The organism is Pseudokineococcus sp. 1T1Z-3 (assembly GCF_037482365.1).
In the GTDB taxonomy this organism is placed as follows: domain Bacteria; phylum Actinomycetota; class Actinomycetes; order Actinomycetales; family Quadrisphaeraceae; genus Pseudokineococcus.
Genome location: NZ_JBBHZF010000025.1, coordinates 186,076 through 212,696, shown reverse-complemented (window position 1 = coordinate 212,696; position 26,621 = coordinate 186,076). Strand labels below are relative to the sequence as shown.

At 76.3% G+C, this 26,621-nt stretch carries 26 protein-coding genes; 17 read left to right on the top strand and 9 right to left on the bottom strand.

Translation table 11 applies throughout. The features are described from left to right. The first annotated feature begins 191 nt into the window (after positions 1–191). The gene (typA, locus tag WDV86_RS11660; RefSeq protein ID WP_339567806.1) at positions 192–2,108 is read left to right on the top strand and encodes a translational GTPase TypA; all 1,917 of its coding nucleotides are present in this window, start codon (positions 192–194) and stop codon (positions 2,106–2,108) included. A 487-nt stretch (positions 2,109–2,595) separates the two neighbouring features. On the opposite strand, the gene WDV86_RS11655 is transcribed toward typA, so the two are convergent. Continuing rightward, positions 2,596–3,606: an aldo/keto reductase family protein gene (locus WDV86_RS11655; protein WP_339567805.1), complete on the bottom strand. Its 1,011-nt coding sequence runs from the start codon at positions 3,604–3,606 to the stop codon at positions 2,596–2,598. 70 nt (positions 3,607–3,676) lie between these two features. Here WDV86_RS11655 and mshB point away from each other — a divergent pair, with 70 nt between their 5' ends. The 3 genes from mshB (at position 3,677) to WDV86_RS11640 (ending at position 7,302) form a co-directional block, all read left to right on the top strand. After that, positions 3,677–4,768: an N-acetyl-1-D-myo-inositol-2-amino-2-deoxy-alpha-D-glucopyranoside deacetylase gene (mshB, locus tag WDV86_RS11650; protein ID WP_339567804.1), complete on the top strand. Its 1,092-nt coding sequence runs from the start codon at positions 3,677–3,679 to the stop codon at positions 4,766–4,768. Beyond that, positions 4,765–5,262, top strand: coding sequence for a flavin reductase family protein (locus WDV86_RS11645; protein WP_339567893.1), 498 nt, complete (start codon positions 4,765–4,767; stop codon positions 5,260–5,262). The genes mshB and WDV86_RS11645 overlap by 4 nt, the downstream gene beginning before the upstream one ends. Positions 5,263–5,400: 138 nt before the next feature. Further along, the gene (locus WDV86_RS11640) at positions 5,401–7,302 is read left to right on the top strand and encodes a VanW family protein (protein ID WP_339567803.1); all 1,902 of its coding nucleotides are present in this window, start codon (positions 5,401–5,403) and stop codon (positions 7,300–7,302) included. Between the two features lie 24 nt (positions 7,303–7,326). Here the strand turns inward: WDV86_RS11640 and WDV86_RS11635 are convergent, their stop codons facing one another. Then, positions 7,327–8,439, bottom strand: a complete 1,113-nt coding sequence (locus tag WDV86_RS11635) for a GNAT family N-acetyltransferase (RefSeq protein ID WP_339567802.1) — start codon at positions 8,437–8,439, stop codon at positions 7,327–7,329. Between the two features lie 182 nt (positions 8,440–8,621). Between WDV86_RS11635 and fdxA the strand changes: the two genes are divergently transcribed. From fdxA to WDV86_RS11615, 4 genes are all read left to right on the top strand, one after another. Beyond that, on the top strand, positions 8,622–8,948 hold the full coding sequence (gene fdxA / locus WDV86_RS11630) for a ferredoxin (protein WP_339567801.1): 327 nt from the start codon (positions 8,622–8,624) through the stop codon (positions 8,946–8,948). Between the two features lie 14 nt (positions 8,949–8,962). After that, positions 8,963–10,195, top strand: a complete 1,233-nt coding sequence (gene dapC / locus WDV86_RS11625; protein ID WP_339567800.1) for a succinyldiaminopimelate transaminase — start codon at positions 8,963–8,965, stop codon at positions 10,193–10,195. A 131-nt stretch (positions 10,196–10,326) separates the two neighbouring features. Beyond that, complete coding sequence (locus WDV86_RS11620) at positions 10,327–11,652, top strand: citrate synthase (RefSeq protein WP_339567799.1); 1,326 nt, start codon at positions 10,327–10,329, stop codon at positions 11,650–11,652. Between the two features lies 1 nt (position 11,653). Then, complete coding sequence (locus tag WDV86_RS11615; RefSeq protein ID WP_339567798.1) at positions 11,654–11,917, top strand: hypothetical protein; 264 nt, start codon at positions 11,654–11,656, stop codon at positions 11,915–11,917. A 13-nt stretch (positions 11,918–11,930) separates the two neighbouring features. Here WDV86_RS11615 and WDV86_RS11610 read toward each other — a convergent pair whose 3' ends face one another. Together WDV86_RS11610 and dapD are read right to left on the bottom strand one after the other, a co-directional pair. Beyond that, entirely contained in the window at positions 11,931–12,845 is a 915-nt protein-coding gene (locus tag WDV86_RS11610; protein WP_339567797.1) for a hypothetical protein, read from the bottom strand. Positions 12,846–12,850: 5 nt separating this feature from the next. Continuing rightward, on the bottom strand, positions 12,851–13,855 hold the full coding sequence (gene dapD / locus WDV86_RS11605) for a 2,3,4,5-tetrahydropyridine-2,6-dicarboxylate N-succinyltransferase (RefSeq protein ID WP_339567892.1): 1,005 nt from the start codon (positions 13,853–13,855) through the stop codon (positions 12,851–12,853). Positions 13,856–13,951: 96 nt separating this feature from the next. Here dapD and dapE point away from each other — a divergent pair, with 96 nt between their 5' ends. Genes dapE through WDV86_RS11585 form a run of 4 tightly spaced genes read left to right on the top strand, consistent with a single transcriptional unit; the run spans position 13,952 to position 16,669 of the window. Next, on the top strand, positions 13,952–15,136 hold the full coding sequence (gene dapE, locus WDV86_RS11600) for a succinyl-diaminopimelate desuccinylase (RefSeq protein ID WP_339567796.1): 1,185 nt from the start codon (positions 13,952–13,954) through the stop codon (positions 15,134–15,136). Continuing rightward, positions 15,133–15,510: a DivIVA domain-containing protein gene (locus WDV86_RS11595; RefSeq protein WP_339567795.1), complete on the top strand. Its 378-nt coding sequence runs from the start codon at positions 15,133–15,135 to the stop codon at positions 15,508–15,510. Before dapE ends, WDV86_RS11595 begins: the two co-directional genes overlap by 4 nt. Beyond that, positions 15,510–16,028 (top strand): hypothetical protein, encoded by a 519-nt coding sequence (locus WDV86_RS11590; protein ID WP_339567794.1) that lies wholly within the window; start codon positions 15,510–15,512, stop codon positions 16,026–16,028. Before WDV86_RS11595 ends, WDV86_RS11590 begins: the two co-directional genes overlap by 1 nt. A gap of 53 nt (positions 16,029–16,081) precedes the next feature. Continuing rightward, positions 16,082–16,669, top strand: a complete 588-nt coding sequence (locus WDV86_RS11585) for a DNA-3-methyladenine glycosylase I (protein WP_445263051.1) — start codon at positions 16,082–16,084, stop codon at positions 16,667–16,669. Between the two features lie 35 nt (positions 16,670–16,704). Here WDV86_RS11585 and WDV86_RS11580 read toward each other — a convergent pair whose 3' ends face one another. Then, positions 16,705–17,514, bottom strand: a complete 810-nt coding sequence (locus WDV86_RS11580; protein WP_339567792.1) for an enoyl-CoA hydratase/isomerase family protein — start codon at positions 17,512–17,514, stop codon at positions 16,705–16,707. Between the two features lie 111 nt (positions 17,515–17,625). On the opposite strand from WDV86_RS11580, the gene WDV86_RS11575 reads away from it, so the two are divergent. Together WDV86_RS11575 and WDV86_RS11570 are read left to right on the top strand one after the other, a co-directional pair. Continuing rightward, positions 17,626–17,793, top strand: coding sequence for a DUF3117 domain-containing protein (locus WDV86_RS11575; protein ID WP_339567791.1), 168 nt, complete (start codon positions 17,626–17,628; stop codon positions 17,791–17,793). Positions 17,794–18,022: 229 nt separating this feature from the next. Further along, positions 18,023–19,621 carry a leucyl aminopeptidase family protein gene (locus WDV86_RS11570; protein WP_339567790.1) on the top strand — a complete coding sequence of 533 codons (1,599 nt, stop codon included), beginning with the start codon at positions 18,023–18,025 and terminating at the stop codon, positions 19,619–19,621. A gap of 30 nt (positions 19,622–19,651) precedes the next feature. On the opposite strand, the gene WDV86_RS11565 is transcribed toward WDV86_RS11570, so the two are convergent. Beyond that, positions 19,652–20,224 carry an O-methyltransferase gene (locus tag WDV86_RS11565; protein ID WP_339567789.1) on the bottom strand — a complete coding sequence of 191 codons (573 nt, stop codon included), beginning with the start codon at positions 20,222–20,224 and terminating at the stop codon, positions 19,652–19,654. A 272-nt stretch (positions 20,225–20,496) separates the two neighbouring features. On the opposite strand from WDV86_RS11565, the gene sigE reads away from it, so the two are divergent. From sigE to WDV86_RS11550, 3 genes are all read left to right on the top strand, one after another. Further along, positions 20,497–21,054 carry an RNA polymerase sigma factor SigE gene (sigE, locus tag WDV86_RS11560; protein WP_339567788.1) on the top strand — a complete coding sequence of 186 codons (558 nt, stop codon included), beginning with the start codon at positions 20,497–20,499 and terminating at the stop codon, positions 21,052–21,054. Between the two features lie 155 nt (positions 21,055–21,209). Further along, positions 21,210–22,664: a S1C family serine protease gene (locus WDV86_RS11555; RefSeq protein WP_339567787.1), complete on the top strand. Its 1,455-nt coding sequence runs from the start codon at positions 21,210–21,212 to the stop codon at positions 22,662–22,664. Positions 22,665–22,759: 95 nt separating this feature from the next. Then, positions 22,760–23,278: a hypothetical protein gene (locus WDV86_RS11550; RefSeq protein ID WP_339567786.1), complete on the top strand. Its 519-nt coding sequence runs from the start codon at positions 22,760–22,762 to the stop codon at positions 23,276–23,278. A gap of 46 nt (positions 23,279–23,324) precedes the next feature. Here the strand turns inward: WDV86_RS11550 and WDV86_RS11545 are convergent, their stop codons facing one another. From WDV86_RS11545 to WDV86_RS11535, 3 genes are all read right to left on the bottom strand, one after another. Further along, positions 23,325–24,464: an Mrp/NBP35 family ATP-binding protein gene (locus tag WDV86_RS11545; RefSeq protein WP_339567785.1), complete on the bottom strand. Its 1,140-nt coding sequence runs from the start codon at positions 24,462–24,464 to the stop codon at positions 23,325–23,327. 57 nt (positions 24,465–24,521) lie between these two features. Continuing rightward, positions 24,522–25,124: a DUF1003 domain-containing protein gene (locus tag WDV86_RS11540; protein ID WP_339567784.1), complete on the bottom strand. Its 603-nt coding sequence runs from the start codon at positions 25,122–25,124 to the stop codon at positions 24,522–24,524. 80 nt (positions 25,125–25,204) lie between these two features. Further along, entirely contained in the window at positions 25,205–26,497 is a 1,293-nt protein-coding gene (locus WDV86_RS11535; RefSeq protein WP_339567783.1) for a magnesium transporter MgtE N-terminal domain-containing protein, read from the bottom strand. Positions 26,498–26,621 lie beyond the last annotated feature (124 nt).

The window sequence follows — 26,621 nt, the reverse complement described above, 5'->3', positions numbered from 1 at the left end:
CGTGGTGGTCTCACGGCTGCAGCTGAGGCGCCGCTGACCTTCGCCCGCGGGCCGAGCGCACCCGACGACACCGAGCTCGGGCCGGGTCGAGGGCGTCCACGGCCCGCGCCGTCCCGACGTCGTCCTGGTGGGCTGGGCGAGGTCCTTAGACTCGGGCGGACCCCGACCTCCAGCGAGACGAGCGCACACCCATGCCCGCACCCGCCCAGACGCCCGTCGCCACGGCGACACGCGCCGACATCCGCAACCTCGCGATCGTCGCGCACGTCGACCACGGCAAGACGACGCTGGTCGACGCGATGCTCCAGCAGGCGGGTGCCTTCGCCGAGCACCAGCACGTCGACGAGCGGGTCATGGACTCAGGCGACCTCGAGCGCGAGAAGGGCATCACGATCCTCGCGAAGAACACCGGGGTGCACTACCGCGGCCCGTCGGTGCCCGCGGGGGTGGCGCCCGAGGACGGCGTGACGATCAACATCATCGACACGCCGGGGCACGCCGACTTCGGCGGCGAGGTCGAGCGTGGGCTCTCGATGGTCGACGCCATCGCCCTGCTCGTCGACGCCTCCGAGGGCCCGCTGCCGCAGACCCGCTTCGTGCTGCGCAAGGCGCTGCAGGCGCGGCTGCCGGTGATCCTCGTCGTCAACAAGGTGGACCGGCCCGACGCGCGGATCGCCGAGGTGGTCGACGAGACCTACGACCTCTTCCTCGACCTCGCCGCCGACGTCCCCGGCGCCGAGGACCTGCTGGAGTTCCCCGTCGTCTACGCCTCCGCGCGCGCCGGGCGCGCGTCGCTGGAGCGTCCCGCCGACGGCGGGCTGCCCGACTCGGAGAACCTCGAGCCGCTCTTCGCCACGATCATGAGCCACGTCCCGGCGCCGTCCTACGAGCCGGACGCGCCGCTGCAGGCCCACGTCACCAACCTCGACGCCTCGCCGTTCCTCGGCCGCATCGCCCTGTGCCGCGTGCGCGCCGGCACGATCCGCAAGAACCAGCAGGTGGCGTGGTGCCGCGCCGACGGCACCCAGCAGCAGGTGAAGATCACCGAGCTGCTCATGACGGAGGCGCTCACGCGGGTGCCGGCCGAGGAGGCCGGGCCGGGCGACATCATCGCCGTCGCCGGGATCCCCGACATCACCATCGGGGAGACGCTCGCCGACCTCACCGACCCCCGGCCGCTGCCGCTCATCACGGTCGACGAGCCGGCGATCTCCATGACCATCGGCACGAACACCTCGCCCCTGGCCGGCCGGGTCAAGGGCAGCAAGGTGACGGCGCGCCTGGTCAAGGACCGCCTGGACCGCGAGCTGGTCGGCAACGTCTCGATGCGGGTGCTGCCGACCGAGCGCCCCGACGCCTGGGAGGTGCAGGGCCGCGGCGAGCTCGCCCTGGCGATCCTCGTCGAGCAGATGCGGCGGGAGAGCTTCGAGCTGACCGTCGGCAAGCCGCAGGTCGTCACGCGTGAGGTCGACGGCAAGCTGCACGAGCCGGTCGAGCGCCTGACCGTCGACGCGCCGGAGGAGTACCTCGGCGCGATCACCCAGCTGCTCGCCGTCCGCAAGGGCCGCATGGAGCAGATGAGCAACCACGGCACCGGCTGGGTCCGCATGGAATTCCTCGTGCCCAGCCGCGGGCTCATCGGCTTCCGCACCGAGTTCCTCACCGACACCCGCGGCACCGGCATCGCCCACCAGGTCTTCGAGCGGTACGAGCCGTGGGCCGGCGAGCTGCGCACGCGCCCGTCCGGCTCGATGGTCGCCGACCGCGCCGGCGCCGCGACGACGTACGCGATGACGTCGCTGCAGGAGCGCGGCACGCTCTTCGTCGACCCGACCACCGAGGTCTACGAGGGGATGGTCGTCGGCGAGAACAGCCGCGCGGACGACATGGACGTCAACATCACCAAGGAGAAGAAGATGACCAACGTCCGCTCCAACGCGGACGAGCTGGAGCGCCTGGTGCCCGCGCGGCGCCTGTCCCTGGAGCAGAGCCTGGAGTTCTGCCGCGAGGACGAGTGCGTCGAGATCACCTCGACCGCCGTGCGCATCCGCAAGGTCGTCCTCGACGCCAACGCCCGGAGCAAGACGGCGCGCGCCGCCAAGCGCTGAGGCGACAGGGTCGCTGACGGCGCCGGCGGTACCTGGCGTCGTCGGGGGCTCACCGACGCACCCGTCGAGCGGCCCGTGGTCGCGGACGTGGCGGGACGGGGGGCGGCGTGTCGGCCCGCGACGTCCGCGGTGGTGGTGGGGCGTCGGCGTGCCGGCCCTGGAGGTCCGCACTCGGCGGACTTTGCGGGTGTGGCGGTCGTGGGTGTCCCGAGAAGTCCGCGTCGGGCGGACTTCTGGGGCCGTTGCGGTGCTGTCTGGTTCGGGCGCGGACGTGGCGGGTCGGGGGGCGGCGTGTCGGCCCGTGAGGTCCGCGGTGGTCGCGGGGCGCCGGCGTGCCGGCCCCAGAGGTCCGCACTCGGCGGACTTCGCAGGCGTCGCCTCGGGCGCCGGCCCTAGAGGTCCGCACTCGGCGGACTTCTGGGGGTGCTGCCGAGGGCGCGGCCCGAAGCTCCGTGCCGAGGGCGGGTCGGACGGCCCCGGCGCGTGCTCAGGCCAGTCGCTCGGTCGGCATCCCCTCCAGCGTCTTCCCGGGGTCGGTGACGACGGCGTCACCCAGCACCTCGTCGATCCGGGCCAGGGCGTCGGCGGGGATGCGCACGCCGGAGGCGGCGGCGTTGTCGTGCACCTGCTCCGGCCTCGAGGCGCCGATGATGGCGGCCGCGACGTTGTCGTTCTGCAGCACCCACGCGACGGCGAGCTGCGGCATCGACAGCCCCAGGTCAGCGGCGACGGGCCTGAGCTCCTGGACCCGGGCGAGGACGTCGTCGCCCATCCACCGGGCGATCATCGTCTTGCCGCCCTTCTCGTCGGTGGCGCGCGAGCCGGCGGGCAGGTCCTGGCCGGGCACGTACTTGCCCGTCAGCACGCCCTGGGCGACGGGCGACCAGACGACCTGGGAGACGCCGAGCTCGCGGCAGGTCGGCACGACCTCGCCCTCGATGACGCGCCACAGGGCCGAGTACTGCGGCTGGTTGGAGACGAGCTGGAAGCCCATCTGCCGGGCGAGCTCGTGGCCGGCGCGGATCTGGTCGGCCGTCCACTCGCTGACGCCGACGTAGAGCACCTTCCCGGCGCGGACGAGGTCGGCGAAGGCGCCCATCGTCTCCTCCAGCGGCGTCGCGACGTCGTAGCGGTGCGCCTGGTAGAGGTCGACGTGGTCGGTCTGCAGCCGTCGCAGCGAGCCCTCGACCGACTCGGTGACGTGCTTGCGCGAGAGGCCCGTGTCGTTGGGGCCCTTGGGTCCGGTCGGGAAGTACACCTTCGTGAAGATCTCCAACGACTCGCGCCGCTCGCCCTTCAGCGCCTCGCCGAGGACGGTCTCGGCGCGGGTGTTGGCGTAGACGTCGGCGGTGTCGAACGTCGTGATGCCGGCGTCGAGCGCGGCGCGGACGCAGGCCGTGGCGGCCTCGTCCTCGACCTGCGAGCCGTGCGTGAGCCAGTTGCCGTAGGTGATCTCGGAGACCTTGAGGCCGGAGCGGCCGAGGTGGCGGTGGTCCATGGCCGTCACCCTGCCCCCGGCCGGCTGCGCCCGCCCGACGGAGACGCGCCGTGCGGGGCAGGATGTAGCGGTGACGACGACGCCCGAGCCCCCCGCACCGGACACCGTCGGCGACCAGGCCCTGGCTCCCGACGCGGCCCAGGACGTGCTGCAGCAGGCCGCCGACGCCCTCGACGACGCCGTCGAGCGCGAGCTGGAGCCGGCCGAGCTGGCGGCGATGGAGTCCCTCGACACCCCCCACCGCCTGCTCCTCGTGCACGCCCACCCCGACGACGAGACCCTGGCCACCGGCGCCACGATCGCCTTCTACGCCGCGGCGGCCGGCACGTCGGTGACGCTCGTGACCTGCACGCGCGGCGAGCGCGGCGAGGTGCGCGCCGAGGTCCTCGCCGAGCACCCCGAGGTCGAGCACGACGAGGACGCGCTCGCCGAGCTGCGCGTCGGGGAGCTGGCCGCCGCCGCCGAGGCCCTCGGCCTGGAGGACCGCCGCTTCCTGGGCGCCGACGTCGGCGCGACGTACCGCGACTCGGGCATGGCCTGGGCGCCGGGCGCCGACGGCGAGCAGGGCGCCGCCGGGACCAGCGCGCGCGCCGTCCCCGCCCCCGACGCCTCCGCGGGCGCGCTGTCGCTCGCGCCGCTGGAGGAGGTCGCCGAGCACCTGGCGCGCGTCCTAAGGGAGGTCCGGCCGCAGGTCGTCGTCACCGACGAGCCGAGCGGCGGGTACGGCCACCCCGACCACGTGCGCGCGCACGAGCTGACGCTGCGGGCGGTCGACCTGGCCGCCGACCCCGGCGGCGCCGCGCCGTGGTCGGTCGAGCGCGTGCTCGCCCACGTCGTCGACGCCGAGGAGCTGCGCGCCGGCCTGCGTGACCTGCGCGAGCGCGGCGTCGACTCCCTCGACCCCGACGGCCCGCTGCCGAGCCTGGCCGTGGCCCGTGAGGACGTCGACGTCGTGCTCGACGCCACGGGGGAGCTGCCCGCCAAGGTCGCGGCGCTGCGCGCGCACACGAGCCAGGTCGAGCTCGGGGAGGCGTCGGTCGCGATGACCAACGGCCTGCACGTCCCCCTCACGGGCGTCGAGGCCTTCGTGCTGCTGCGCGGGGACGCCGTCCGGCCGGTGGGCGGGGAGCCCGCGACCGACCTGTTCGCGGGGCTCGCCTGAGCGTCGACGTCGACGAGTACCGCCGCGCGGCAGGGCGTTTTGCCTCGGGGGTCTGCGTCGTCAGCACGCGGCTGGGTCGCCACGACCACGCCATCACGGTGAGCAGCTTCGCCTCGGTGTCGCTGGACCCGGTGCTCGTGCTGGTGTGCGTGCACGCCGACGCCCGCTTCTACGACGCCGTCGAGGAGACGGGCACGTGGGGGCTGAGCATCCTGTCCGTCGCCGCCCAGCCGCACGCGCGATGGCTGGCGACACCGGGCCGTCCGGTGGTCGACCAGCTCGCCCGGGTGCCGCACCGCCCGGGGCCGCTGACCGGTGCGGCGCTGCTGGAGGACTCGGTCGCGACGCTGGAGTGCGCCACGGAGGCCGAGCACCCGGCGGGCACGCACGTCGTCCTCGTCGGCCGGGTCCTCGGCGTCGCGCTGGCGCCCGACGGCGTCCGGCCGCTGCTGCACCACCGCGGCGCCTACACGGGGCTGGCCGATGCGCCGTGAGCCTCGCCGCCACCTCCGGTCCCGCCCGGGGACCGGACGTGAGCCGTGGACTGGAGCGCTGGGCCGAAGCCTGGACTGGGGCCGACCCGTGACCTGAGCCGGCCGGGTGCTGCCGGGGGGCGCTCGTAGCATCGTCGGGTGCCGGAGACCACCCCTGACGCACCCGCCTCGGCCGCCGAGGACGACCCCGCGGCGCCGGAGCAGCGACGGCGGCGCTGGCCGTGGGTCGTGGGCGGCGCCCTGGTGGTGCTGCTGCTCGGCGGGTACGGCGCCGCCGCCGCCCTCGCCGCGGACCGCGTCCCCTCGGGGACGACCGTCCAGGGCGTGGACGTCGGCGGGCTCACCCAGGAGCAGGCGGTGGCGCGGCTGGAGAGCGAGCTCGTGCCGCGCACGCAGGAGCCGCTCGCCGTCGAGGTCGTCGCGCGGCGCGCCGCCGAGGCTGCGGCGCCGGAAGACGGGGCGGCGCCCGAGGACGGGGCGCCCGAGGACGCGTCGTCCGCGGACGGGGGCACCCCGGACGGGAGCGGGGAGGGCGAGGTCACGGCCGAGGTCGCGGGCGAGCTCGTGCCCGCGGAGGCGGGGCTGACGCTCGACCCCGTGGCCACGGTGGACCGCCTCGTCGGCTTCACGCTCGACCCGGTGTCGCTGTGGCGGCACGTCACCGACGAGGGCGTGGAGGTCGAGCCGTCGGCCGACGTCGACCAGGAGGCGCTGTCGGCGGCCGTGGCCGACCTCGCCGGTCGGGTCGACACCGCGCCGGTCGAGGGCGAGGTCTCCTTCACGCCCGAGGGCTTCGACGTGGTCGCGGCCGAGCCGGGGATCAGCCTCGACGTGGAGGCCGCCGCTGCGGCGCTCGCCGACGCCTGGCCCGCCGCGCTCGACCCGGCGCAGGCCGAGCCCGTCAGCCTCGCGGCCGGGGCGCCCGCGCCCGTGGTCGACCAGGCCGCCGTCGAGGAGGTCGTCACCTCCTTCGCCGAGCCGGCGACGGCCGGGCCGCTGCCCGTCCGCGTGGGCACCGCCGAGACCGAGCTGGGCGTCGACGTCGTCAGCCCGACGCTCTCGGTCGTGCGCGGCGAGGGCGAGGCGGAGGGGACGCTCGTGCCGCGCGTCGACGCCGAGGCGCTGCGCGGTGCGCTGCTGGCCCAGGCCCCCGAGCTGGACGCGCAGGCCCGGGACGCCCGCCTGGAGCTGGCGGACGGCGCCCCCCGCGTCGTGCCGTCCGTCGTGGGGCGCAGCGTGGGCGCCGAGGCGCTCGGCGCCGCCGCGCTGGAGGCGCTGGCCGTGCCACCGGGGCAAGAGGGGCGCGTCGCCGTCGTCGAGTCCGAGGAGGTGCAGCCGGGCGTGAGCACGGCCGACGTCGAGGGCTACGGCGTCACCGAGGTCATGGCCGAGTTCTCTACCCCGCTGCGCGGCAGCAGCGCCGGGCGGCTCCAGAACGTGCGGACGGCGGCGAACCGCGTCAACGGCACCTACCTCGCGCCGGGGGAGGTCTTCGACCTCAACGCCGTGCTCGGGCAGCGGACCGCGGCCAACGGCTACGCCGAGGCGAGCATCATCTCCGGCGGGCGGTACGTGGAGGCCTACGGGGGCGGCGTCTCGCAGATCTCCACGACCCTCTACAACGGGGCCTTCTTCTCCGGGCTGGAGCTCATCGAGCACCAGCCGCACTCCTTCTACATCTCCCGCTACCCCGTCGGACGCGAGGCCACGCTGGCGTGGGGCCTCATCGACATGCGCTTCCGCAACGACATGGACACCGGCGTGCTCATCCAGATGTCGGCCAGCAGCAGCGCCTCCGGCAACGTCTTCGTCCGCTTCTGGGGCACCGACGCCAACGAGGTCCAGAGCTCGACGAGCCCGCGACGCAGCTTCACCGAGGCCGAGGAGCGCGAGGTCGACTCCGACGACTGCATCCCCTCCACGGCGAGCCAGGGCTTCACCGTCACGGTCAGCCGCACCGTGCGCCGCGCGGGCAGCGTCGTCCACTCCGACAGCGACGTCGTCCGCTACGACCCGGTGCCCGGCATCACCTGCGTCTGAACGCCGGCCGGGGGCCGCGGCGGCTCAGCCCCCGGGGTGCTCGCGGTAGGCGTACCGGTGGTGCTCGACCAGGCCGAGGGAGTCGTAGAGCGCCCGCGCGGCGTCGTTGCGGTCGGCGACCTGCAGCGCCACCCGGGGCGGCGGCCCGGCCGGCGTCTCCTGCCGGGGGATCGCCCACCCGGCCAGCGCGTGCAGCACGGCGCGACCCAGGCCCTGCCGCCGGTGCTCGGGCCGTACGGCGACGTCGGTGACGACGGCCCACCCGTCGGCCAGCGCCATCCGGCCCGCCGCCACCGCGGCGGGCCCCGCGCCGTCGGCGGCGAGCGTGACGAAGACCTGCTCGGGCGCCGAGCGCAGCAGCGCCTCGACGACCGGGTCGTCCTCGTCGGGACGGACGACGCCGGACCACGCGCGCGACGGCGCGTCCGCCAGCCCGACGGTGACGCCGGCCGGGGCAGGACCGCCCGCCAGGTCGCCCGTGCGCCCGACGAGCACCGTCGTCCGGCTCACCTGCGGCCACCCCTGCTGCGCGAGCAGGTGGTCCACGTCGGCGGCCACGGCGAGCCCCGCGGCGTCCGCCCGCGCCGCCGCCCCGACCGGGACGCCCGCCGCATGGGGCAGCTGGAACCGCGGCGTCGAGCCGTGGGCCCGCTGCCAGGCGGCCGCCCGCTCGACGGCGGTGACGAGGTCGTCGCCGCCGCGCTCCTGCGGTAGGAGCTCCGGGCCCGGGCGTCCGAGCACGAGCACCGAGCTGGCCCGCCGGGTGAGGTCGCGCGCCGAGCGCAGCAGCCAGCGCCCCGAGCGCGCCACCTCGCCCGGGAGCCACACCCGGGCCAGCGTCGCCTCCAGGTCCAGCACGCCGACGACGGGCGGGCCCGGCTCGCCCGCGGCGTCACCCGCACCGCCCTGGCGCGATCGACGCTGCGTGCGGGGCGGCACCGGCCGCGCCGCGAGCACGTCGTCGCGCCCGACCAGCACCAGCTCGCCGTCGTCCCGGCGCACGGCGAGGACGGGGCCGTCCGCCACGAGCACCCCGACCAGGTCCGTCGCCGAGCCGTCCGGCAGCCGGTGCCGCAGGACCACCCGACGTCCCGCACCCGCCGGGGGCAGGGCGTCGGCGGGGTGTCCGGGCGGCACCGGTCCACGCTCCCACAGCGCCGGCGCCGCCCCGCCCGCCTGGCACGGCGGGGACCTCCGCCACGACCCCGGGGCGGCGCGAGCCGCGGGGACGGCGGGTAGCCTGGCGCCGTCCGCCGCTCGCGGCGCTCCCCGTGAGGATGCGCGCGCTGCCTACCCCGTCGAGCTCGGAGGCTCCCCCCGTGACGTACGTCATCGCCCAGCCCTGCGTGGACCTCAAGGACAAGGCGTGCATCGAGGAGTGCCCGGTCGACTGCATCTACGAGGGTGAGCGGGCGCTCTACATCCACCCCGACGAGTGCGTGGACTGCGGCGCCTGCGAGCCGGTGTGCCCGGTCGAGGCCATCTACTACGAGGACGACGTCCCCGAGCAGTGGAGCGCCTTCACGGCGGCCAACGTCGAGTTCTTCGACGACCTGGGCTCGCCCGGCGGCGCGGCGAAGATGGGCCTGATCGCCAAGGATCACGCGGTCGTCTCCGCGCTGCCGCCGCAGCAGACGCAGGGCTGAGCGCGGGGGTCGCGATGTCGGGTGGTGGGGCCTCGCGCCTGGTGCTGCCCGACTTCCCGTGGGACGCGCTCGCGGGGGCGTCGGCGCGGGCGCGAGAGCACCCTGGTGGCATCGTCGACCTCTCGGTCGGCACACCCGTCGACCCCACCCCGCAACTGCTGCGCGAGACGCTCGCCGCGGCTGCCGACAGCCCGGGCTACCCGCAGGTCTGGGGGACGCCGGCCCTCCGAGAGGCCGTGAGCGCCTGGTACGCCCGGCGCCGCGGCGTCCCGGGCCTCGACCCCGACGGCGTGATGCCGACGCCGGGCTCCAAGGAGCTCGTCGCGTGGCTGCCGACGCTGCTGGGGCTGGGGCCGGGCGACGTCGTCGTCCACCCCGAGGTCGCCTACCCCACCTACGACGTCGGGGCCCGGCTGGCGGGGGCGACGCCGCTGCCCTGCGCCGACGTCACCTCGCTCGGCTCGCCCGAGGTGGCGCTCCCCGGCGGGGGCACGGGGCGGGTCCGTCTGGTGTGGCTCAACACGCCGTCGAACCCGACGGGAGCGGTCGACGGGCTCGGCCACCTCGCCGCCGCGGTCGCCTGGGCCCGTGAGCACGGCGCCGTCGTCGCGAGCGACGAGTGCTACGCCGAGCTCGGCTGGGCGCCACGGCGCGACCCCGGCGCGAGCGTCCGGGCCGGGGCCGACGCGGGGGCAGGCACGGGGACCCACGCGGACGCCGACCTCGACGAGCACGGTGACCTGCGCGTCCCGAGCGTCCTGGACCCGCGCGTGACGGGCGGCGACCCCGCGGGCGTGCTGTCGGTGTACTCGCTGTCCAAGCAGTCGAACCTGGCCGGGTACCGGGCGGCGCTCGTCGCGGGGTGCCCGCAGCTCGTGCGGTCGCTGGTCGCCGTCCGCAAGCACGCGGGCGTCATCGTGCCGCGGCCGGTGCAGGAGGTGCTGCGCGTCGCGCTCGGCGACGACGCGCACGTGGCGGCGCAGAAGGAGCGGTACCGGGCCCGGCGTGAGGTGCTCCGGCCCGCGCTGGCCGCCGCCGGGGCGCGGGTGGACGCCTCGGACGCGGGGCTCTACCTGTGGGCCACCTTCGACGAGCCGGCCATGGCGAGCGTGGACCGGCTGGCAAGCCTCGGCGTGCTCGTGGCCCCGGGGTCCTTCTACGGGGAGGCCGGGGGGCGGCACGTGCGGGTGGCGCTCACGGCGACCGACGAGCGGGTGGCCGCCGCCGCCGGGCGCCTGCACGGCTGAGGCGGGCTGCCCCGCCCGCGGCCGAGGCAGCCGGAGGCTCGCGGTCGCCGCCCTGCGTGCCCTGCCGGTAGCGTCCGCTGCGCCACCGCACCCGCGGCGCGGCGACCGGAACAGGCTCGAGGAGGACGCCCGTGACCCAGACCGAGGCTGCCAGCACCACCCAGGGGGCCGACGGCGCGGAGCCCGTCCTGCGTCATCCGGGCGGTGAGCTCACGCTGCCGACGGTGGCGGCGGTCGACGGCTCCTCGGGCTTCGACGTCTCGTCCCTGCTCAAGGAGACCGGGATGGTCACGCTCGACCCCGGGTTCGTGAACACCGCCTCGTGCCGGTCCGAGATCACCTACATCGACGGCGACGCCGGGATCCTGCGCTACCGCGGGTACCCCATCGAGCAGCTGGCCGAGGGGTCGACCTTCCTGGAGACCAGCTACCTGCTCATCCACGGCGAGCTGCCCAGCGCCGAGCAGCTGGAGTCCTTCTCGGCGGACCTGCGCCGGCACACCCTCCTGCACGAGGACCTCAAGAACTTCTTCGACGGCTTCCCCTCGAACGCCCACCCGATGCCGGTGCTCAGCTCGGCGGTCTCGGCGCTGTCGACCTTCTACGAGGAGAGCCTCGACCCCTTCGACGCCTCCGCCGTCGAGCTGTCCACCGTGCGCCTCATGGCCAAGCTGCCGACCATCGCGGCGTACGCGCACAAGAAGACGCTGGGCCAGCCCTTCCTCTACCCCGACAACTCCCTCGGGCTGGTGGAGAACTTCCTGCGGATGACCTTCGGCTTCCCCGCCGAGCCCTACGAGGTGGACCCCGACCTCGTGCGGGCCCTCGACCAGCTGTTCATCCTGCACGCCGACCACGAGCAGAACTGCTCGACGTCGACGGTGCGGATGGTCGGCTCCGGGCAGGCCAACCTCTACGCGTCGGTCTCCGCCGGCATCCACGCCCTCTCCGGCCCGCTGCACGGCGGCGCCAACTCCGCCGTCCTGTCGATGCTCGACGACATCATCGCGAGCGGCGACGACGTCGACACCTTCATGGAGCGGGTGAAGAAGAAGGAGAAGGGCGTGCGCCTGATGGGCTTCGGGCACCGCGTCTACAAGAACTACGACCCGCGCGCCGCCATCGTCAAGAAGACGGCCGACCGGGTGCTCGAGCAGCTCGGCGTCAACGACCAGCGCCTGGACGTGGCGCTACGGCTGGAGGAGATCGCCCTCGCGGACGACTACTTCGTCGAGCGCAAGCTGTACCCGAACGTCGACTTCTACACCGGGCTCATCTACAAGGCGATGGGCTTCCCCACGCGGATGTTCACGGTGCTGTTCGCCATCGGCCGGCTCCCGGGCTGGATCGCCCAGTGGCGGGAGATGATGGAGGACCCGCAGACGAAGATCGGCCGCCCGCGCCAGGTGTACGTCGGCGAGCCGGAGCGGGCGTACGTGCCGATGGAGCGGCGCTGAGGTGAGCGCCCTGGGCGCGCTGCGCTCCTCCGACGCAGACCTGCGGGCGTGGGCGCGCCTGGCGCCGCTCGGGTTGCTGCTCGTCGGTGCCGGTGCTGCTGTCACGGGTGACGCCGCGACGAGGCGTGGCGCCGGAGGTGCCGTCGCGGGGTGGGTCGTCGGCGGGACGCTCGGCCTGTGCCTGCAGGGCGCCGGCCTCTCGGTCTTCGGTGAGGCGGTCAAGCGCCGCGCGCTGCACGACGTCCGCGCCGGGCGCGCCGCGTAGAGCCTGACGAGCCTCAGCCCGCGACCGTGATGCGCACGGCACCGGCGGGCGGCGCGGCGTCGTCCTGGACCCAGGCGGCCTCGTGGCGGCTCCAGCGGCGGCCGTCGGTGGCGACCTCGACGACGTCGGTGCCGACGGCGCGGGCGACCGCCCACTGCGCCAGCGCCCACCCCCGGCGGGCGGCGTCCTCGCCCTCGCCGTAGGAGCGCCCCAGCACGGTGCCGCCTGTGCCGTCGACGACGACGAGGCCCTCGTCGGCCAGCTGGAGCGCAGCCTCCTCGACGACGCCGCGCGCCCGGGACGTCATCCCGTCCTCGCCCACGACCTGGGGCTCGGAGGAGTCGACGTCGGGCAGCCGGCACACGAGCGCGGCGGCGGAGTAGCCCGTGAGCGCCGAGGCGAGGACGCGCGCCTCGGGCTCGTGGTCGGCGTAGGCGGTGGGGAAGCCGGAGCGCTGCACGCGCTGGGCGGCGTCCGTCACCTCGAGGGCCTCGTAGCCCTCGACCTCGATGAGCCCGTCGTAGAAGGCGTCCGTGGCGTAGAGCACGTCCTGCACCTGCTCGGGGGTGCCCCACCCCTGCGACGGGCGCTGCTGGAAGACGCCGAGGGAGTCGCGGTCGCCGTGGTCGAGGTTGCGCAGCCCCGACTCCTGGATGGCCGTCGCGATGCCGATGGTCGCCGCCCGGGCGGGCAGGCCGCGGGCGCTCGCGCGGGCGGTGATGAGCGCGGCGACGGCTGCTCGGTCCGCCGTCAGCGAGTGCTCGCCCCCGCCGGCGCTGGCGGTGCACCGCGAGCCCGGCAGCGGCACCTGCGCCCCACGGACCGCGACGACCAGCGCGGTGGCCACCAGGGCGAGCCCGACCGCCGTCACGACGCCCGTGCGCAGCAGCCGCTGCCGACGTCGGGCCGACGGGGTGGGCGCTGGCACGGGGCTCAGTTGGCGTGCAGCGCGGCGTTGAGCGCGCCCCAGGCGCCGCTGCGGGCGCGGGCCTCGACGGCGCCCGTCGTGGAGTTGCGCCACAGCTGGATCCCGTCGACGCCGGAGAGCTCGCGCGCCTTGACGACCCGCTGCACCTCTCTCGTCCCCGGGTCGAGCACCGAGACCTTGGTGCCGGCCGTCACGTACAGTCCTGCCTCGACGACGCAGTCGTCCCCGAGCGAGATGCCGATGCCGGCGTTCGCCCCGATGAGGCAGCGCTCGCCGACCGAGATCACCTCGGTGCCCCCGCCGGACAGGGTGCCCATGATCGAGGAGCCGCCGCCGACGTCCGAGCCGTCGCCCACGACGACGCCGGCGCTGATGCGGCCCTCGACCATCGAGCTGCCGAGCGTCCCGGCGTTGAAGTTGACGAAGCCCTCGTGCATGACCGTCGTGCCCGCCGCGAGGTGGGCGCCCAGGCGCACCCGCGAGGCGTCGGCGATTCGGACGCCGGCGGGCAGCACGTAGTCGGTCATCCGCGGGAACTTGTCGACCCCGTCGACGACGAGGCGCTCGCCCCGGTCGGCGAGGACGCGGGCCCGGACCTGCTCGAACCCCTCGACGGGGCACGGCCCGACCGAGGTCCACACGACGTTGGCGAGGACGCCGAAGAGCCCGGTGAGGTCCAGCCCGTGCGGGCGCACGAGGCGCGCGGAGAGCAGGTGCAGGCGCAGGTAGGCGTCCGGCACGTCGGCCGGCGGGGCGTCGAGGTCGACCACGGTCCGCACCGTGGAGGTGCGCACCCCGCGCCGCGGGTCCTCGCCGACGAGGGCCGCGAGCTCGGCGGGGACGCCGAAAGGCCCGGGGTCCTCACCCGGGTCGCCGAGCGCGGGGGCCGGGTACCAGGTGTCCAGGACGGTGCCGTCCGCGGCGGTCGTCGCGAGCCCGTAGCCCCAGGCGCGGCGCTCGTCCGCGGCCGCGCCGGCAGCCCCGGCGGCCGTCTCGGTCGTCGAGGCCATGGTGTCCGTCATGCCCGCGAGGCTACCGGCGCGCTCCCTGGCGCCGCCGCCGCGGCCTCGCCCCGACGGCGCACCCCCGCACCTACCCTCGCGGCCATGACGACGCCTGCCGCGCCGGGGCCCGAGCCCGCCGTCCTCGACCTCGCGGCCGACCTGCCCGACCTCCTGCAGGCGGTGTGCGACGTCGAGTCGGTCAGCGGCGCCGAGACCCGCCTCGCCGACGCCGTCGAGGCGGCGCTCGGCGCGTGCGACCACCTGGAGGTGCTGCGCGACGGCGACGCCGTCGTCGCCCGCACGCACCTCGGACGGGCCTCGCGCGTCGTCGTCGCGGGGCACCTGGACACCGTCCCGCTGGGTCGGCGGCCCGACGGCTCGCCGAACCTGCCGACCTGGCGCACCGGGGCGGGCGCCGACGAGGTCGTCCACGGCCGCGGCACGTGCGACATGAAGGGCGGTGTCGCGGTTGCGCTCTCGCTCGCCGCGGCGCTGGAGGCGCCGACCCGCGACGTCACGTGGGTCTTCTACGACCACGAGGAGGTCGACGCCGCGCTCAACGGGCTGGGCCGCCTCGTCGAGCGTCACCCCGACTGGCTCGCCGGCGACGTCGCCGTCCTCGGCGAGCCGACGTCAGCCGCGGTCGAGGGCGGGTGCAACGGCACGCTGCGGGTCGAGGTCGTGCTCACCGGGGTCTCCGCGCACTCCGCGCGCCCCTGGCGCGGGGTCAACGCCGTCCACGCCGCGGCGCCGCTGCTGGCGCTGCTCGCCGCCCACGACGCGGGGGAGCGGGAGGTCGACGGCCTCGTGTTCCGGCAGAGCCTGCAGGTGGTCGGCATCAGCGGCGGGACGGCCGGCAACGTCGTGCCCGACCGCTGCGTCGTGACGATCAACCACCGCTTCGCGCCCGACCGCACCCTGGCGCAGGCCGAGGCCGACCTGCGCGCGCTGCTCGCGGGCTACGAGGTGCACCGCACCGACGGTGCGGAGGGCGCCCGACCGGGCCTGGACCGGCCGGCCGCCGCCGACGTGGTCGCCGCCACCGGCGAGGAGCCGCGCGCCAAGCTGGGCTGGACCGACGTCGCCCGCTTCAGCGCCCTCGGCGTCCCGGCGGTCAACCTCGGCCCCGGCGACCCCCTGCTCGCGCACGCCGACGCCGAGCGCTGCCCCGTCGCGGACCTGCACCGCTGCGCCGAGGTGCTGCGGACCTGGCTGACGGGCGAGCCGGGCGTCGGGGCGCCGTCCTCGGCCGCTGACCGGGCGCCGTCTGGCAGCATCGGAGCGTGACCCTCGCCCTGCTGCTCGTCGCGGTCGTGGTGGTGGGCGGCGCCGTGGCCGTCGGGCTGGGACGCCTCGCCGGCGGGCTGGAGGAGCCGACGACGAGCCGCCCGCTGCGGGCGCTGCCCGACCGACGGCTGTCCGCGGACGACATCGACAGGGTGCGCTTCTCCCTCGGCCTGCGCGGGTACCGCATGGACGAGGTGGACGCGGCGCTGGACCGGGTGCGCGACGAGGTCGCCGAGCGGGACGCCCGCCTCGCCGAGCTGGAGGCGCAGGTCAGGGCCGCGCGACCCGCCGAGCCGCCGTGGTCCGAGGCCGGGGACGGCGGCGTGGCCGCGGCCGAGGGCGACGTCGACGCCTCCGCCGAACGGAGCCGCTGATGCGCGTCGTCGTCGAGCGACGGGTCCGTCGCAGCGCTCCCGTGGTGTGGCGGCACGTCACCGACTGGCCGTGGCAGGGCGCGTCGATCCCCCTGACGCGGGTCTTCTCGACCCGGCGCGCCGGCGGGCTGGGGGACACCTTCGTCGGCCGCACCGCCGTCCTCGGCGTCGGCTTCGACGACCCGATGGAGGTCATCCGCTGGCAGGAGCCGACGGCCGGCGCCCCGGAGGGCAGAGCCGCGGAGGACGGGGCCCGAGAAGACGGGGCGCGGGCCGGCGTCGCGGTGCTGCGCAAGCACGGGTCGGTGGTGCTCGGCAGCGCGGCGATCCGGGTGCAGCCGCTGACCCGCGGCTCGTGCCTGCTCGTGTGGGGCGAGGACGTCGACGTCGCGCCCGTCGCGCTGACCCGCCCGCTCGCGCCGGTGCTGCGGGTCGGTGCCTGGTGGGGGCTGCGCGCCGTGGTGGCCGACATGGTGCGCCGGGTCGAGGCGGCCACGCCCGAGCCGCTGGAGCCGTGAGCAGCGGGCCGGGCACCCGCGCTGACGCCGGGGGCGCTGTCCCCGAGGCGCATCTGGGCGGTCCCGTCGTCGGCGACGACGGCCGTGCCCGGTGCCCGTGGGGCGACGCGCCGGCGGACTACCGCGCCTACCACGACCAGGAGTGGGGTCGCCCGGTCGCCGGCGAGACGGCACTCTTCGAGCGGCTGAGCCTGGAGGCCTTCCAGTCGGGCCTGTCGTGGCTCACGATCTTGCGGAAGCGGGCGGCCTTCCGTGCGGCCTTCGCGGGCTTTAACGCCGACGTCGTCGCCGCCTTCGGGCCCGCCGACCGCGCGCGGCTGCTCGCCGATCCCGGCATCGTCCGCAACCGCGCGAAGGTCGACGCCGTCATGGCCAACGCCCGCGCCGTCGTCGCCCTGCGCCAGCGCGGCGGGCTGGAGGCGCTGCTGCGCACCGCCGCGGCCGAGCCCGGTGCCCGACCGGCGCCGCGGACCGTCCACGACGTCCCGCCGCAGACCGCGGCGTCCGCAGGTCTGGCGAGGGCCCTCAAGCGGGCCGGTCTCGTCTTCGTCGGGCCGACGACCGCCTACGCGCTGATGCAGGCCGTCGGGCTCGTCGACGACCACCTCGCCGGGTGCTGGGTGCGCGACCCCTCGGGCTGACCGCTCTCGGGGGGCGGGTCCTCGCCCGCCGGCCGTCAGCCGCGCCGGTGCAGGAAGGCCTCGACGGCGTGGCGGTGGTCGGGGGAGCGGGAGGCCTGGGCGGCCAGCTCGCCCTCGCGGGCCAGCGACGTCGGCAGGTCGTGGACGGCGGAGAAGGCGAGGGCCTGCCGCGTGGCGGCGTAGGCGGCGGTGGGGCCGTCGGCGAGCTGACGGGCGACCTGCTCGACGCGAGCGTCGAGGGCGTCGTCCTCGACGACCTCGGTGGCCAGGCCGATGGCCAGGCACTCCGCCGCCGGGACGGGGCGGGGACGCAGCAGCAGGTCACGGGCGCGGCCCTCTCCGACGAGCCGCGGCAGCCACCACGAGGCGCCGGTGTCCGGGGACAGGCCCACGCGCGTGAAGCCGACGTCGACGCGGGCCGAGGCGGCGAGCAGGCGCAGGTCGCAGGCCATCGCCAGCGCGGCGCCGGCGCCGGCCGCCGTGCCACGGACGGAGGCGACGACGGGCTTGGGCAGCCGCGCGAGCAGGAGGGCGAGGGCGACGTACTCCTCGACGACGGCGAGGCCCGCGTCGGGTGCGGGCCCGCCACCGGCGACGGCCTCGTCGCGGGCGGCCAGCACGGCGGCGTGCTCGCGCAGGTCCTGGCCGGCGCTGAAGGCGCCGCCCGACCCGGACAGGACGACGCAGCGGACGTCGTCGTCGTCCGAGACCTCCCGCAGCGCCGCGGCGAGCGCCGCGCGCGCGGCGACGTCGAGCGCCCCGCGCACGTGCGGGCGGCCGATGACCACGTGGGCGAGCGCGCCGTCGCGGTGCACGGTGGCGGGCGGGGCGTCGGAGCCGGTCATGGCACTCCTTCGAGCTGGACCAGGACCCGCGGAGGCTAGTCGCGTTTCGCCGTAGCGCCCGGAGGCGGGATACTGGGTGGAGATCACGCCCATGAGGAAGGGAACGCGCACATGGCGGCCATGAAGCCGAGGACAGGTGACGGCCCGCTCGAGGTCGTCAAGGAGGGTCGCGGCATCGTCCTGCGCATGCCCCTCGAGGGCGGCGGTCGGCTCGTCGTCGAGATGACGCCCGACGAGGCCAGGGGCCTCGGCGACGCGATCGGCGGCGCCGTCGGCTGAGGCCGGCCCCGTCGGTGCCGCGGCGTCCCGCGCGAGAAGGCGACGCAGCCGGCACGACCCGGCAGGCACGACGTACGAGGACGGCCCCGCCCAGCACCGGGCGGGGCCGTCCTGCGTCCGGGGCCGCGTCGAGGGCGCACGCGTCGGGGCCGCGTCAGGGGCGGGGAGCGAGGGCGCGTCGCGGGGGAGGCAGTGAGGCGTGAGTAGGGTCGCCCGCGTGGTTGCCCGGATGCCCCGCCCCACCGACTCGTCCCGCCCCACCAACTCCTCTGGCCTCACCGACGCCTCGCGACCCGCCGGCGCTTCCGGACCCGCCCGGATGCCCCGCCTCGTCCCCGTCGCGAGCGGTGACGTCCGGCACGCCGCCGGGGCCGACGTCCTCGCCGTCCCCGTGGCGGCGGCGCCGCAGGGCGAGAGCGAGCCGCAGCCGCGGCCCGGGACGGCGGACGCCGCCGTCTGGCTCGGCCTCAACACCTCGGTGCTGGCCGAGCAGCAGCGTTTCCGCGGCACGGCCGGTGAGGTCCTCGGTGTCCCGCTGCCCTCGGCCCGCGACGACGGCGCCGGGCCGCGGCGTCTCGTCCTGCTCGGGGTCGGTGACGGCTCGGCGACCTCGCTGCGGCGTGCGGGTGCGGCTCTAGCCCGCGCGACCCGCGGGGCCGAGCGGGTCGTCACGACGGCGGGCACCGGCCTGCCGCCCGCTGACCTGCGCGCCTTCTGCGAGGGCTTGCTGCTCGCCGCCTACGCCCCGCCGCGGGAGGGCGTGACCGACGGGCCCCGGCCCCCCGCCGAGCTCGTCGAGCTCCTGGGCACCGACGAGGGGCCCGCCTTCTCCCGCGCCGTCGTCGCCGCCCGCGCCACCTGGCGCGCGCGCGACCTGACGGCGACGCCCAGCTCGACGAAGAGCCCGCACTGGGTCGCCGACCAGGCGCGGGCCATGGCCGCGGGCGTGCCCGGCGTCGAGGTCGAGGTCTGGGACGCCCGCGAGCTGCGCCGGCGCGGCTTCGGCGGCGTCCTCGCCGTCGGTGCCGGCTCGGCGACGCCGCCGTGCGTGGTCACCGTCCGGTACACCCCGCCGGCCGGGACGGCGCCGCGCCGGCACGTCGTGCTCGTCGGCAAGGGCATCACCTTCGACACCGGTGGCCTGTCCATCAAGCCCCGCGAGGCGATGGTGCCCATGAAGACGGACATGGCCGGCGCCGCGGTCGTCCTCGCCGCCGTGCTCGGCGCGGCCGAGCTGGAGCTGCCCCAGCCGGTGACGGCGGTGCTGCCGCTGGCCGAGAACGCCGTCGGTGCCAGCTCCTACCGGCCCGGCGACGTCGTCCGCGTGCTCGGCGGGACGAGCGTCGAGATCGCCAACACCGACGCCGAGGGGCGCATGGTCCTCGCCGACGCGCTCGTCCACGCGGACACCCACCTCGCGCCGGACCTGCTCGTCGACGTCGCGACCCTCACGGGCGCGGCCTCGCTCGGGCTGGGCAAGCGCCACGCCGCGCTCTACACCGCCGACGCGCCGCTGCTGGAGCAGCTGCGCTCGGCGTCGGCCGCCACGGGGGAGCGGGTCTGGCGGATGCCGCTCGTCGAGGACTACACCTACGCCCTGGAGTCCGACGTCGCCGACCTGCGGCACGTCGCCGCCAAGGGCGGCCCCGGCGGCGGGTCGATCACCGCCGCGCTCTTCCTGCGCGAGTTCACGGGCGGCCGGCGCTGGGCCCACCTCGACATCGCCGGCCCCGGCCGCGCTGACAAGGACGAGCACGAGGTCACCAAGGGCGCCACCGGCTTCGGCGCCCGCCTGCTGCTGCGGTGGCTGGAGGACGGCGCCGTCTGAGGTGGGGGCGCCGTCTGAGGTGGGGGCGCTCTAGCGCACGACCCCGACGAGCAGCCCGTCGCCCACCGGCAGCAGCGCCGGCAGCAGCCGCTCGTCGTCGCGCACGCGCCGCCCGGCCAGGCGCACGGCCGTGGTGACCTCGTCGCGCTGGGCCGGGTCGGCGACGCGGTCGCGGTGCAGCGCGCCGACCACGACGACGAGCCCGCCCGGGTGCAGCAGCCGCATCGCCTGGTCGAGGTGGGCGTCGAGGTCGAGCCGGTCGGCGTCGAGCAGCACGAGGTCGTAGGCGCCGTCGGTCAGCCGGGGCAGCACGTCCTGCGCCCGCCCGCCGATGACCCGCACCCGGTTGCCGCGCACCCCGGCCTCGGCGAGCGCCTCCCGCGCGGCGCGCAGGTGCTCGGGCTCGTCGTCGATCGTCGTGAGGACGCCGTCGGCGGGCATGCCCCCGAGCAGGCACAGCGTCGAGACGCCGCTGCCGGTGCCGACCTCGACGACGGCGCGGGCGCGCGAGGCCGCGGCGAGCAGCCGCAGCGCCGTCCCGGTGCCGGCGTCGACGGGGGAGCAGCCCAGCTCGTGGCCGCGTCCGCGGGCCCGCTCGAGCACGTCGTCCTCGACGACGAAGCCCTCGGCGTAGCTGCGGCTGGCGGCGGACGTGGCGGCGATGACGGTCTCCTCGGCGGTGCTCTGCCCGGTGGGGCGCTGGCGGCCTCCGGGTCGGCCGCCCGGTGACGGTCCGGCGGCGTGCGCCGCGGCGCGAGGCTACCGGGGCTGACGCCTGCGCGACGTCGTGCGCCGTCCGGCCGGCGGGCGTCGTCTTGACGAGGTCGACGCACGACGTCCAGGTCTCGTCCAGGGGCGTCCGGCAGCATGTGCCGATGACGACGACCGCCGACACGTGGACGCCGCCGTCCTGGGACCAGGTCGTCCGGGACCACTCCGCGCGCGTCTTCCGCCTGGCCTACCGCCTCACGGGCAACCGCCACGACGCCGAGGACCTCACGCAGGAGGTCTTCGTCCGGGTCTTCCGCTCCCTGTCCTCCTACACGCCCGGCACCTTCGAGGGCTGGCTGCACCGCATCACCACGAACCTGTTCCTGGACCAGGTGCGGCGCAAGCAGCGCATCCGCTTCGACGCGCTCGCCGACGACGCGACCGAGCGGCTGCCGGGCACCGACCCCGGCCCCGAGCGGGCCTTCGAGCACGGCAACCTCGACCACGACGTGCAGGCGGCCCTGCTGGAGCTCTCGCCGGACTTCCGCGCCGCCGTCGTGCTCTGCGACATCGAGGGCCTCACGTACGAGGAGATCTCCCGGGTCCTCGGAGTGAAGATCGGCACCGTCCGCTCGCGCATCCACCGCGCCCGCGCGCAGCTCCGGCGGGCCCTGCCGCACCGGGCGCCGACGGGTGCCGTGGCCGACGACGCGCGGGTGTGACGGACCCGCTGCGTCCTCACCGGCAGCCCGGCGACGGGTTGCTCCGCGCGGGTGCCGGACGGGCCCGGGTGCGCAGCCGCGCCGCGCCGGGGTGAAGATGGGCGCCGGTCGATCTCTGCTGGCAGGAGCCCAGCGCCGCTGAAGGAGGCACCCGGATGAGCGCGCTCGGAGGCGACCTCGGTCGCACCCCTGGCTCCGGCCGGGGTGGCGCGTCGCCGTGGGCGCCCGAGGAGGAGCCGACCCAGGTCGGGGAGCGGCACGACGTCGCCGAGGTGGACGACGGCTCCGGCGCGGGGGCCGACGACCGGGCAGGCGCGGGGGTCGACGACGGCTCCGGCACCTCGGGGGCGGTCCCTGCGGACGCTCGTGACGACGACGAGCCCGTCGGCCGCGGTCTGCTGCCGACGGACGGGCCGCTCGTCGGGCACGCCGGCGACGACTTCCCTGCGGTCGACCCGGCGCTCGCCGCCGACGGCCGCCGGTCCCGGCGCCGCAGCTCGGGACGCCGTCGCCGCACCTCGCGCGGCGCCCTGCTCGTGGCGGCCTGCCTCGCGGCCGGGCTCGTGGGCGGGGTGGCCGGGCAGCGCCTCGTCTCCCCCGGAGGGGAGGGCGGCGGCGCGACCGTGTCGGTCTTCCAGCGGTCCGGCGGAGGTGGGGGAGCGGCCCAGGCCGACGCCGGGTCGGTCGCGGCGGTGGCCGACGCCGTCCTGCCCAGCACCGTCTCGATCGAGATCACCTCGGGCGCCGGCTCGGGCAACGGCTCGGGCTTCGTGCTGTCCGAGGACGGCTACATCGTCACGAACAACCACGTCGTCGCCCCGGCCGTGGAGTCCTCCGGGCGCATCCGGGTGCTGCTGTCGGACGGCACGCGCGAGATCGCCACCATCGTCGGTCGCACCACGGACTACGACCTCGCGGTGCTGCAGATCGACCGCCAGGGGCTCGTGCCGCTCGCCTTCGCCAGCACCGAGGACGTGCGCGTGGGTGACCCCGTCGTCGCCATCGGGGCGCCGCTGGGCCTCGCCAGCACCGTGACCAGCGGCATCGTCAGCGCCCTCAACCGGCCCGTCGTGGCCGGTGAGAGCGCGAGCGAGCAGGGCTTCATCAACGCCGTGCAGACCGACGCCGCCATCAACCCCGGCAACTCCGGCGGACCGCTCGTCGACCTCACCGGCGCCGTCGTCGGCGTCAACTCGGCGATCGCGCAGACGGCGTCCCTGGGCGGGGTCGGCGGCAGCATCGGCCTCGGCTTCGCCATCCCGGCCGACCAGGTGCGGCGGACGACGACCGAGCTCATCGAGGACGGCATCGCGACCTACCCGGTCATCGGGGTCTCGCTCGACCCGTCCTACGAGGGCGAGGGCGTCCGGGTCGCGACGGGCACGACGCCGGTGGGCCCGGCGGTCACGCCCGACGGACCGGCCGACCAGGGCGGCGTGCAGCCGGGCGACGTCATCACCGCCGTCGACGACCAGCTCGTGACGGCCCCCGACGAGCTCATCGTCGCGATCCGCGCCCGCACGCCGGGCGAGGAGATCGAGCTGACGATCCTGCGCGGTCGCGACGCCGTCGACATCCCCGTGACGCTCGGGAGCGAGCCGAGCGACTGACCCGCCGGTCGACTGCTCGACCCCTGCGGGCCCCCGCGGCTGGTCGAGGTCGGCCACGGCAGAGCCCGAGCGGGCGGGCGCCGTACGCTGAGGTCGTGTCCTTCCCCAACGGCGGCGAGCTGCTGGTGCTGCTGCTCCTCGTGCTCGTCGTCGTGGGCCCCGAGCGGCTGCCGCGCTACACCCAGCAGCTGGCCGACCTCGTCCGCGGGGGCGTGCGCTACGCCAAGGGCGCCCGGGACTCCCTCAAGGAGGAGATGGGCCCGGAGTTCGAGGACATCGACTGGAAGAAGCTCGACCCGCGCCAGTACGACCCCCGGCGCATCGTCCGCGACGCGCTCACCGAGGCCTGGGACGAGCCGGTCAAGCCCCGCAGCCCGGGCGGTCCGCAGGCGGCACAACCGGCGCAGCCCTCCTACCCGAGCGCCCCGGCCGCCGGCGCCGCCGCGGCAAGCGCTTCCGTGCCCGCGGCGCGGACCTCCGTCGAGGACCCGCCGAGCCCGGGCGCCGGGGCGCCGTCCCCCGGGCGCGGCGCGCCGTCCTGGGTCGCCGGACGCAGCACGGCGTCCCGCCACGTGCCTGGCGCGCCGACGCCGTACGACACCGAGGCCACCTGAGGAGCACCCCCCGAGGGGCAGCGGGGCCGGCCGAGGAGGGCGCCGCTCAGCCCACCTCGGCTGCCCGCCGCACCGGCGTGAGGCCCAGGGGGCGTCCGACGAGGTCGCGGGGGCGGGCGACCGAGCGGGCGACCTCGCGCAGCGCGAGCGCGGCCGGCGAGCCCGGGTCGGACAGGACGACGGGCACGCCGTCGTCGCCGCCCTCGCGGACGCGGACGTCGAGCGGCACCTGGGCCACCAGCGGCACCCGCGCGCCGAGCAGCCGCTCGAGCCGCTCGACGACGGCGTCGCCACCGCCTCGGCCGAAGACCTCGGCGCGCGAGCCGTCGGGCAGCTCCATCCAGCTCATGTTCTCCACGACGCCCGCGACGGGCTGCGAGGTCTGGCGGGCGACGGCGCCGGCGCGCTCGGCGACCTCGGCGGCGGCGGCCTGCGGCGTCGTCACGACGAGCAGCTCGGCGGCGGGCAGCAGCTGCGCGACGCTGATGGCGATGTCGCCCGTGCCCGGGGGCAGGTCGAGCAGCAGGACGTCGAGGTCGCCCCAGAAGACGTCGGTGAGGAACTGCTCGAGCGTGCGGTGCAGCATCGGGCCGCGCCAGACCACCGGGGCGTTGCCCTGGGTGAACATCCCGATGGAGCAGACCTTCACCCCGTGCGCCACCGGCGGGACGATCATGTCGTCCAGCCGCGTCGGGGCGTGCTGGACGCCGAGCATGCGGGGCACCGAGAAGCCGTGGACGTCGGCGTCGAGGACGCCGACGCGCAGGCCGTCGGCGGCCAGCGCCGCCGCCACGTTGACGGTCACGCTGGACTTGCCGACCCCGCCCTTGCCGGACGCGACGGCGACGACGCGCGTCAGCGAGCCCGGCCGGGCGAAGGGCACCTCCCGCTCGGCGCGGCCCCCGCGCAGGCTCTCGGTCAGGGCCCGACGCTGCTCGGCGTCCATGACCCCGAGGGTCACGGTGACGCCGGAGACGCCCTCGACGGCGGAGACCTCGCGCTCGACGTCGCGCGTCAGGGTCTCCTTGAGCGGGCAGCCCGCCGTCGTCAACGACACCTCGACGGCGACGTCGCCGCCGTCGAGGGAGACCGAGCGCACCATGCCGAGGTCGGTGATGGGCCGCCGGATCTCTGGGTCGAGCACGCGGGCGAGGGCCGCGCGCACGTCAGGCTCGGTGGGGCTCATCGCACCAGCGTAGGTGCGCCGGGCGGGGCCCCTGCCGGCCGTTCGGGACGCGAGACCTCAGCCGCGGCTGCCCGAGCGCTGGCGGCTGGGCCGGCCGGCCGGGCGCTCCTCGCCGCGCTCGGCGCGGTCGGTGCGCTCGTCCCGGTCGTCGAGCTCCTCGACGAGGGAGCGCAGCTCGCTGCGCAGGAAGTCGCGCGTCGCCACCTCCCGCAGGGCGACCCGCAAGGCAGCCACCTCGCGGGCGAGGTACTCGGTGTCCGCGAGGTTGCGCTCGGCGCGCTGGCGGTCCTGCTCGAGCGAGACCCGGTCACGGTCGTCCTGGCGGTTCTGGGCCAGCAGGATGAGCGGCGCCGCGTAGGAGGCCTGCAGGGAGAGCACCAGGGTGAGGAAGAGGAAGGCGTAGGGGTCGAAGCGCAGGAAGGACGGCGCCAGGGTGTTCCAGGCCACCCACGCGGTGATGACCGCGGTCATGTAGATGAGGAAGCGCGGGGTCCCCATGAAGCGGGCGAAGCCCTCGGAGAGCCGGCCGAAGGCCTCCGGGTCGATGCTCGGGCGCGGCAGGACCCGGCGGCGCGACTCCTGGGGGCTGTCCAGCCCGGCCGAGCGGCGGCCGCCGCCCCTCGACGTGCCGCTGCGCCTCGTGCGGTCCTCGCGCGCCATGGCGTCGTCCTCCTCGGGTCATGCTCCGCGCGCGGCCACGGGGCCGCCTGGTCCGGTCGTCGTCGCTGTCGGGGTGAGGCTCAGGACCGGCGTCTGCTCGCGGTCTCGGCGAGCTCGCTCTCGTCCTGCTCGCGCCAGTCCTCGGGCAGGACGTGGTCGAGGACGTCGTCGACGGTGACGACGCCGAGCAGGCGCCCCGCCGGGTCGGTCACGGGGATGGAGACGAGGTTGTAGGCGGCCAGCCGCCGGGTGACGACCTCGAGGGAGGCCTCCGGCGGGAGGGCGTCGACGCCGCTGTCCATGATGGAGCCCAGCTGCTCGTGCGGGGCCGCCCGCAGCATCGCCTGGACGTGGACGAGGCCGAGGTAGCGGCCGGTCGGCGTCTCCAGCGGCGCGCGGGCGACGTACACCGACGCCGCCAGGGCGGGGGAGAGGTCGCTGCGGCGCACGAGGGCGAGGGCCTCGGCGATGCTCGCCTCGGGGCCGAGCAGCACGGGCTCGGGGTTCATGAGGCCGCCGGCGGTCTCCTCGTCGTAGGCGAGCAGGCGGCGGACGTCGGCGGCGTCGTCGGGCTCCATGAGCTGGAGCAGGTCCTCCTTGGCCTCCTCGGGCAGCTCGCCGAGCACGTCGGCGGCGTCGTCGCCGTCCATGGCCTCCAGCACGTCGGCCGCACGCTCCAGCGGCAGGCCCGTGACCACCTCGACCCGGTCGTCCTCGCCCAGCTCGGCGAGGACGTCGGCGAGACGCTCGTCGTCCAGCTCGGCGGCCAGCTCCAGGCGACGCCGCCCGGACAGGTCGTGCAGCGCCTCGGCGATGTCGGCCGGCTTCATGTCCTCGAAGGTGGCGACGAGCAGGCTCGCCCGCTGCGCCTGGGTCGGCGCCCCCAGCAGGCCGCGGACCTCCTCGACGGCGACGAGCAGGGTCTCCCCGCGGCGTCCCCGCAGCCGCGAGCCGAGACCGCCGGGCGAGCCGCGGCGCACGAAGACGCGCGTCACCTCCCAGTCGCGGGGGCCCGGACGCTCCAGGGCGACGTCCTCGACGACGGCCTCGCCCGAGCCGTCGAGCAGCTCGACCCGGCGCTCGAGGACCTCGGCGAGCAGCAGCACCTCGGGGTTGCGCTGCTCGAAGCGACGCATGTTGACCAGGCCGGTCGTGATGACGTGGCCGGCGTCCATGGCCGTCACCCGGGTCATGGGGACGAACACCCGACGGCGTCCGGGCACCTCGACGACGAGGCCGACGACCCGCAGCCGCCGGCCGTCCGCGCGCAGCACGCTGACGACGTCGCGGACGCGGCCGACCTGGTCGCCGAGGGGGTCGAAGACGGGCAGGCCGGCCAGCCGCGCGGCGAAGATGCGGGACGGGCTGCTCACGCCGCGCAGCGTAGTCGGGAGGGGTCGCGAGGCCCGCGCGCGAGCGAGCCCGGGGGCCTCGTCGACCCCTCGGGCCGGCGTCGGCGGGGCTGGTGAGGACAGGCTCGGCGAGCATGCGACGTCG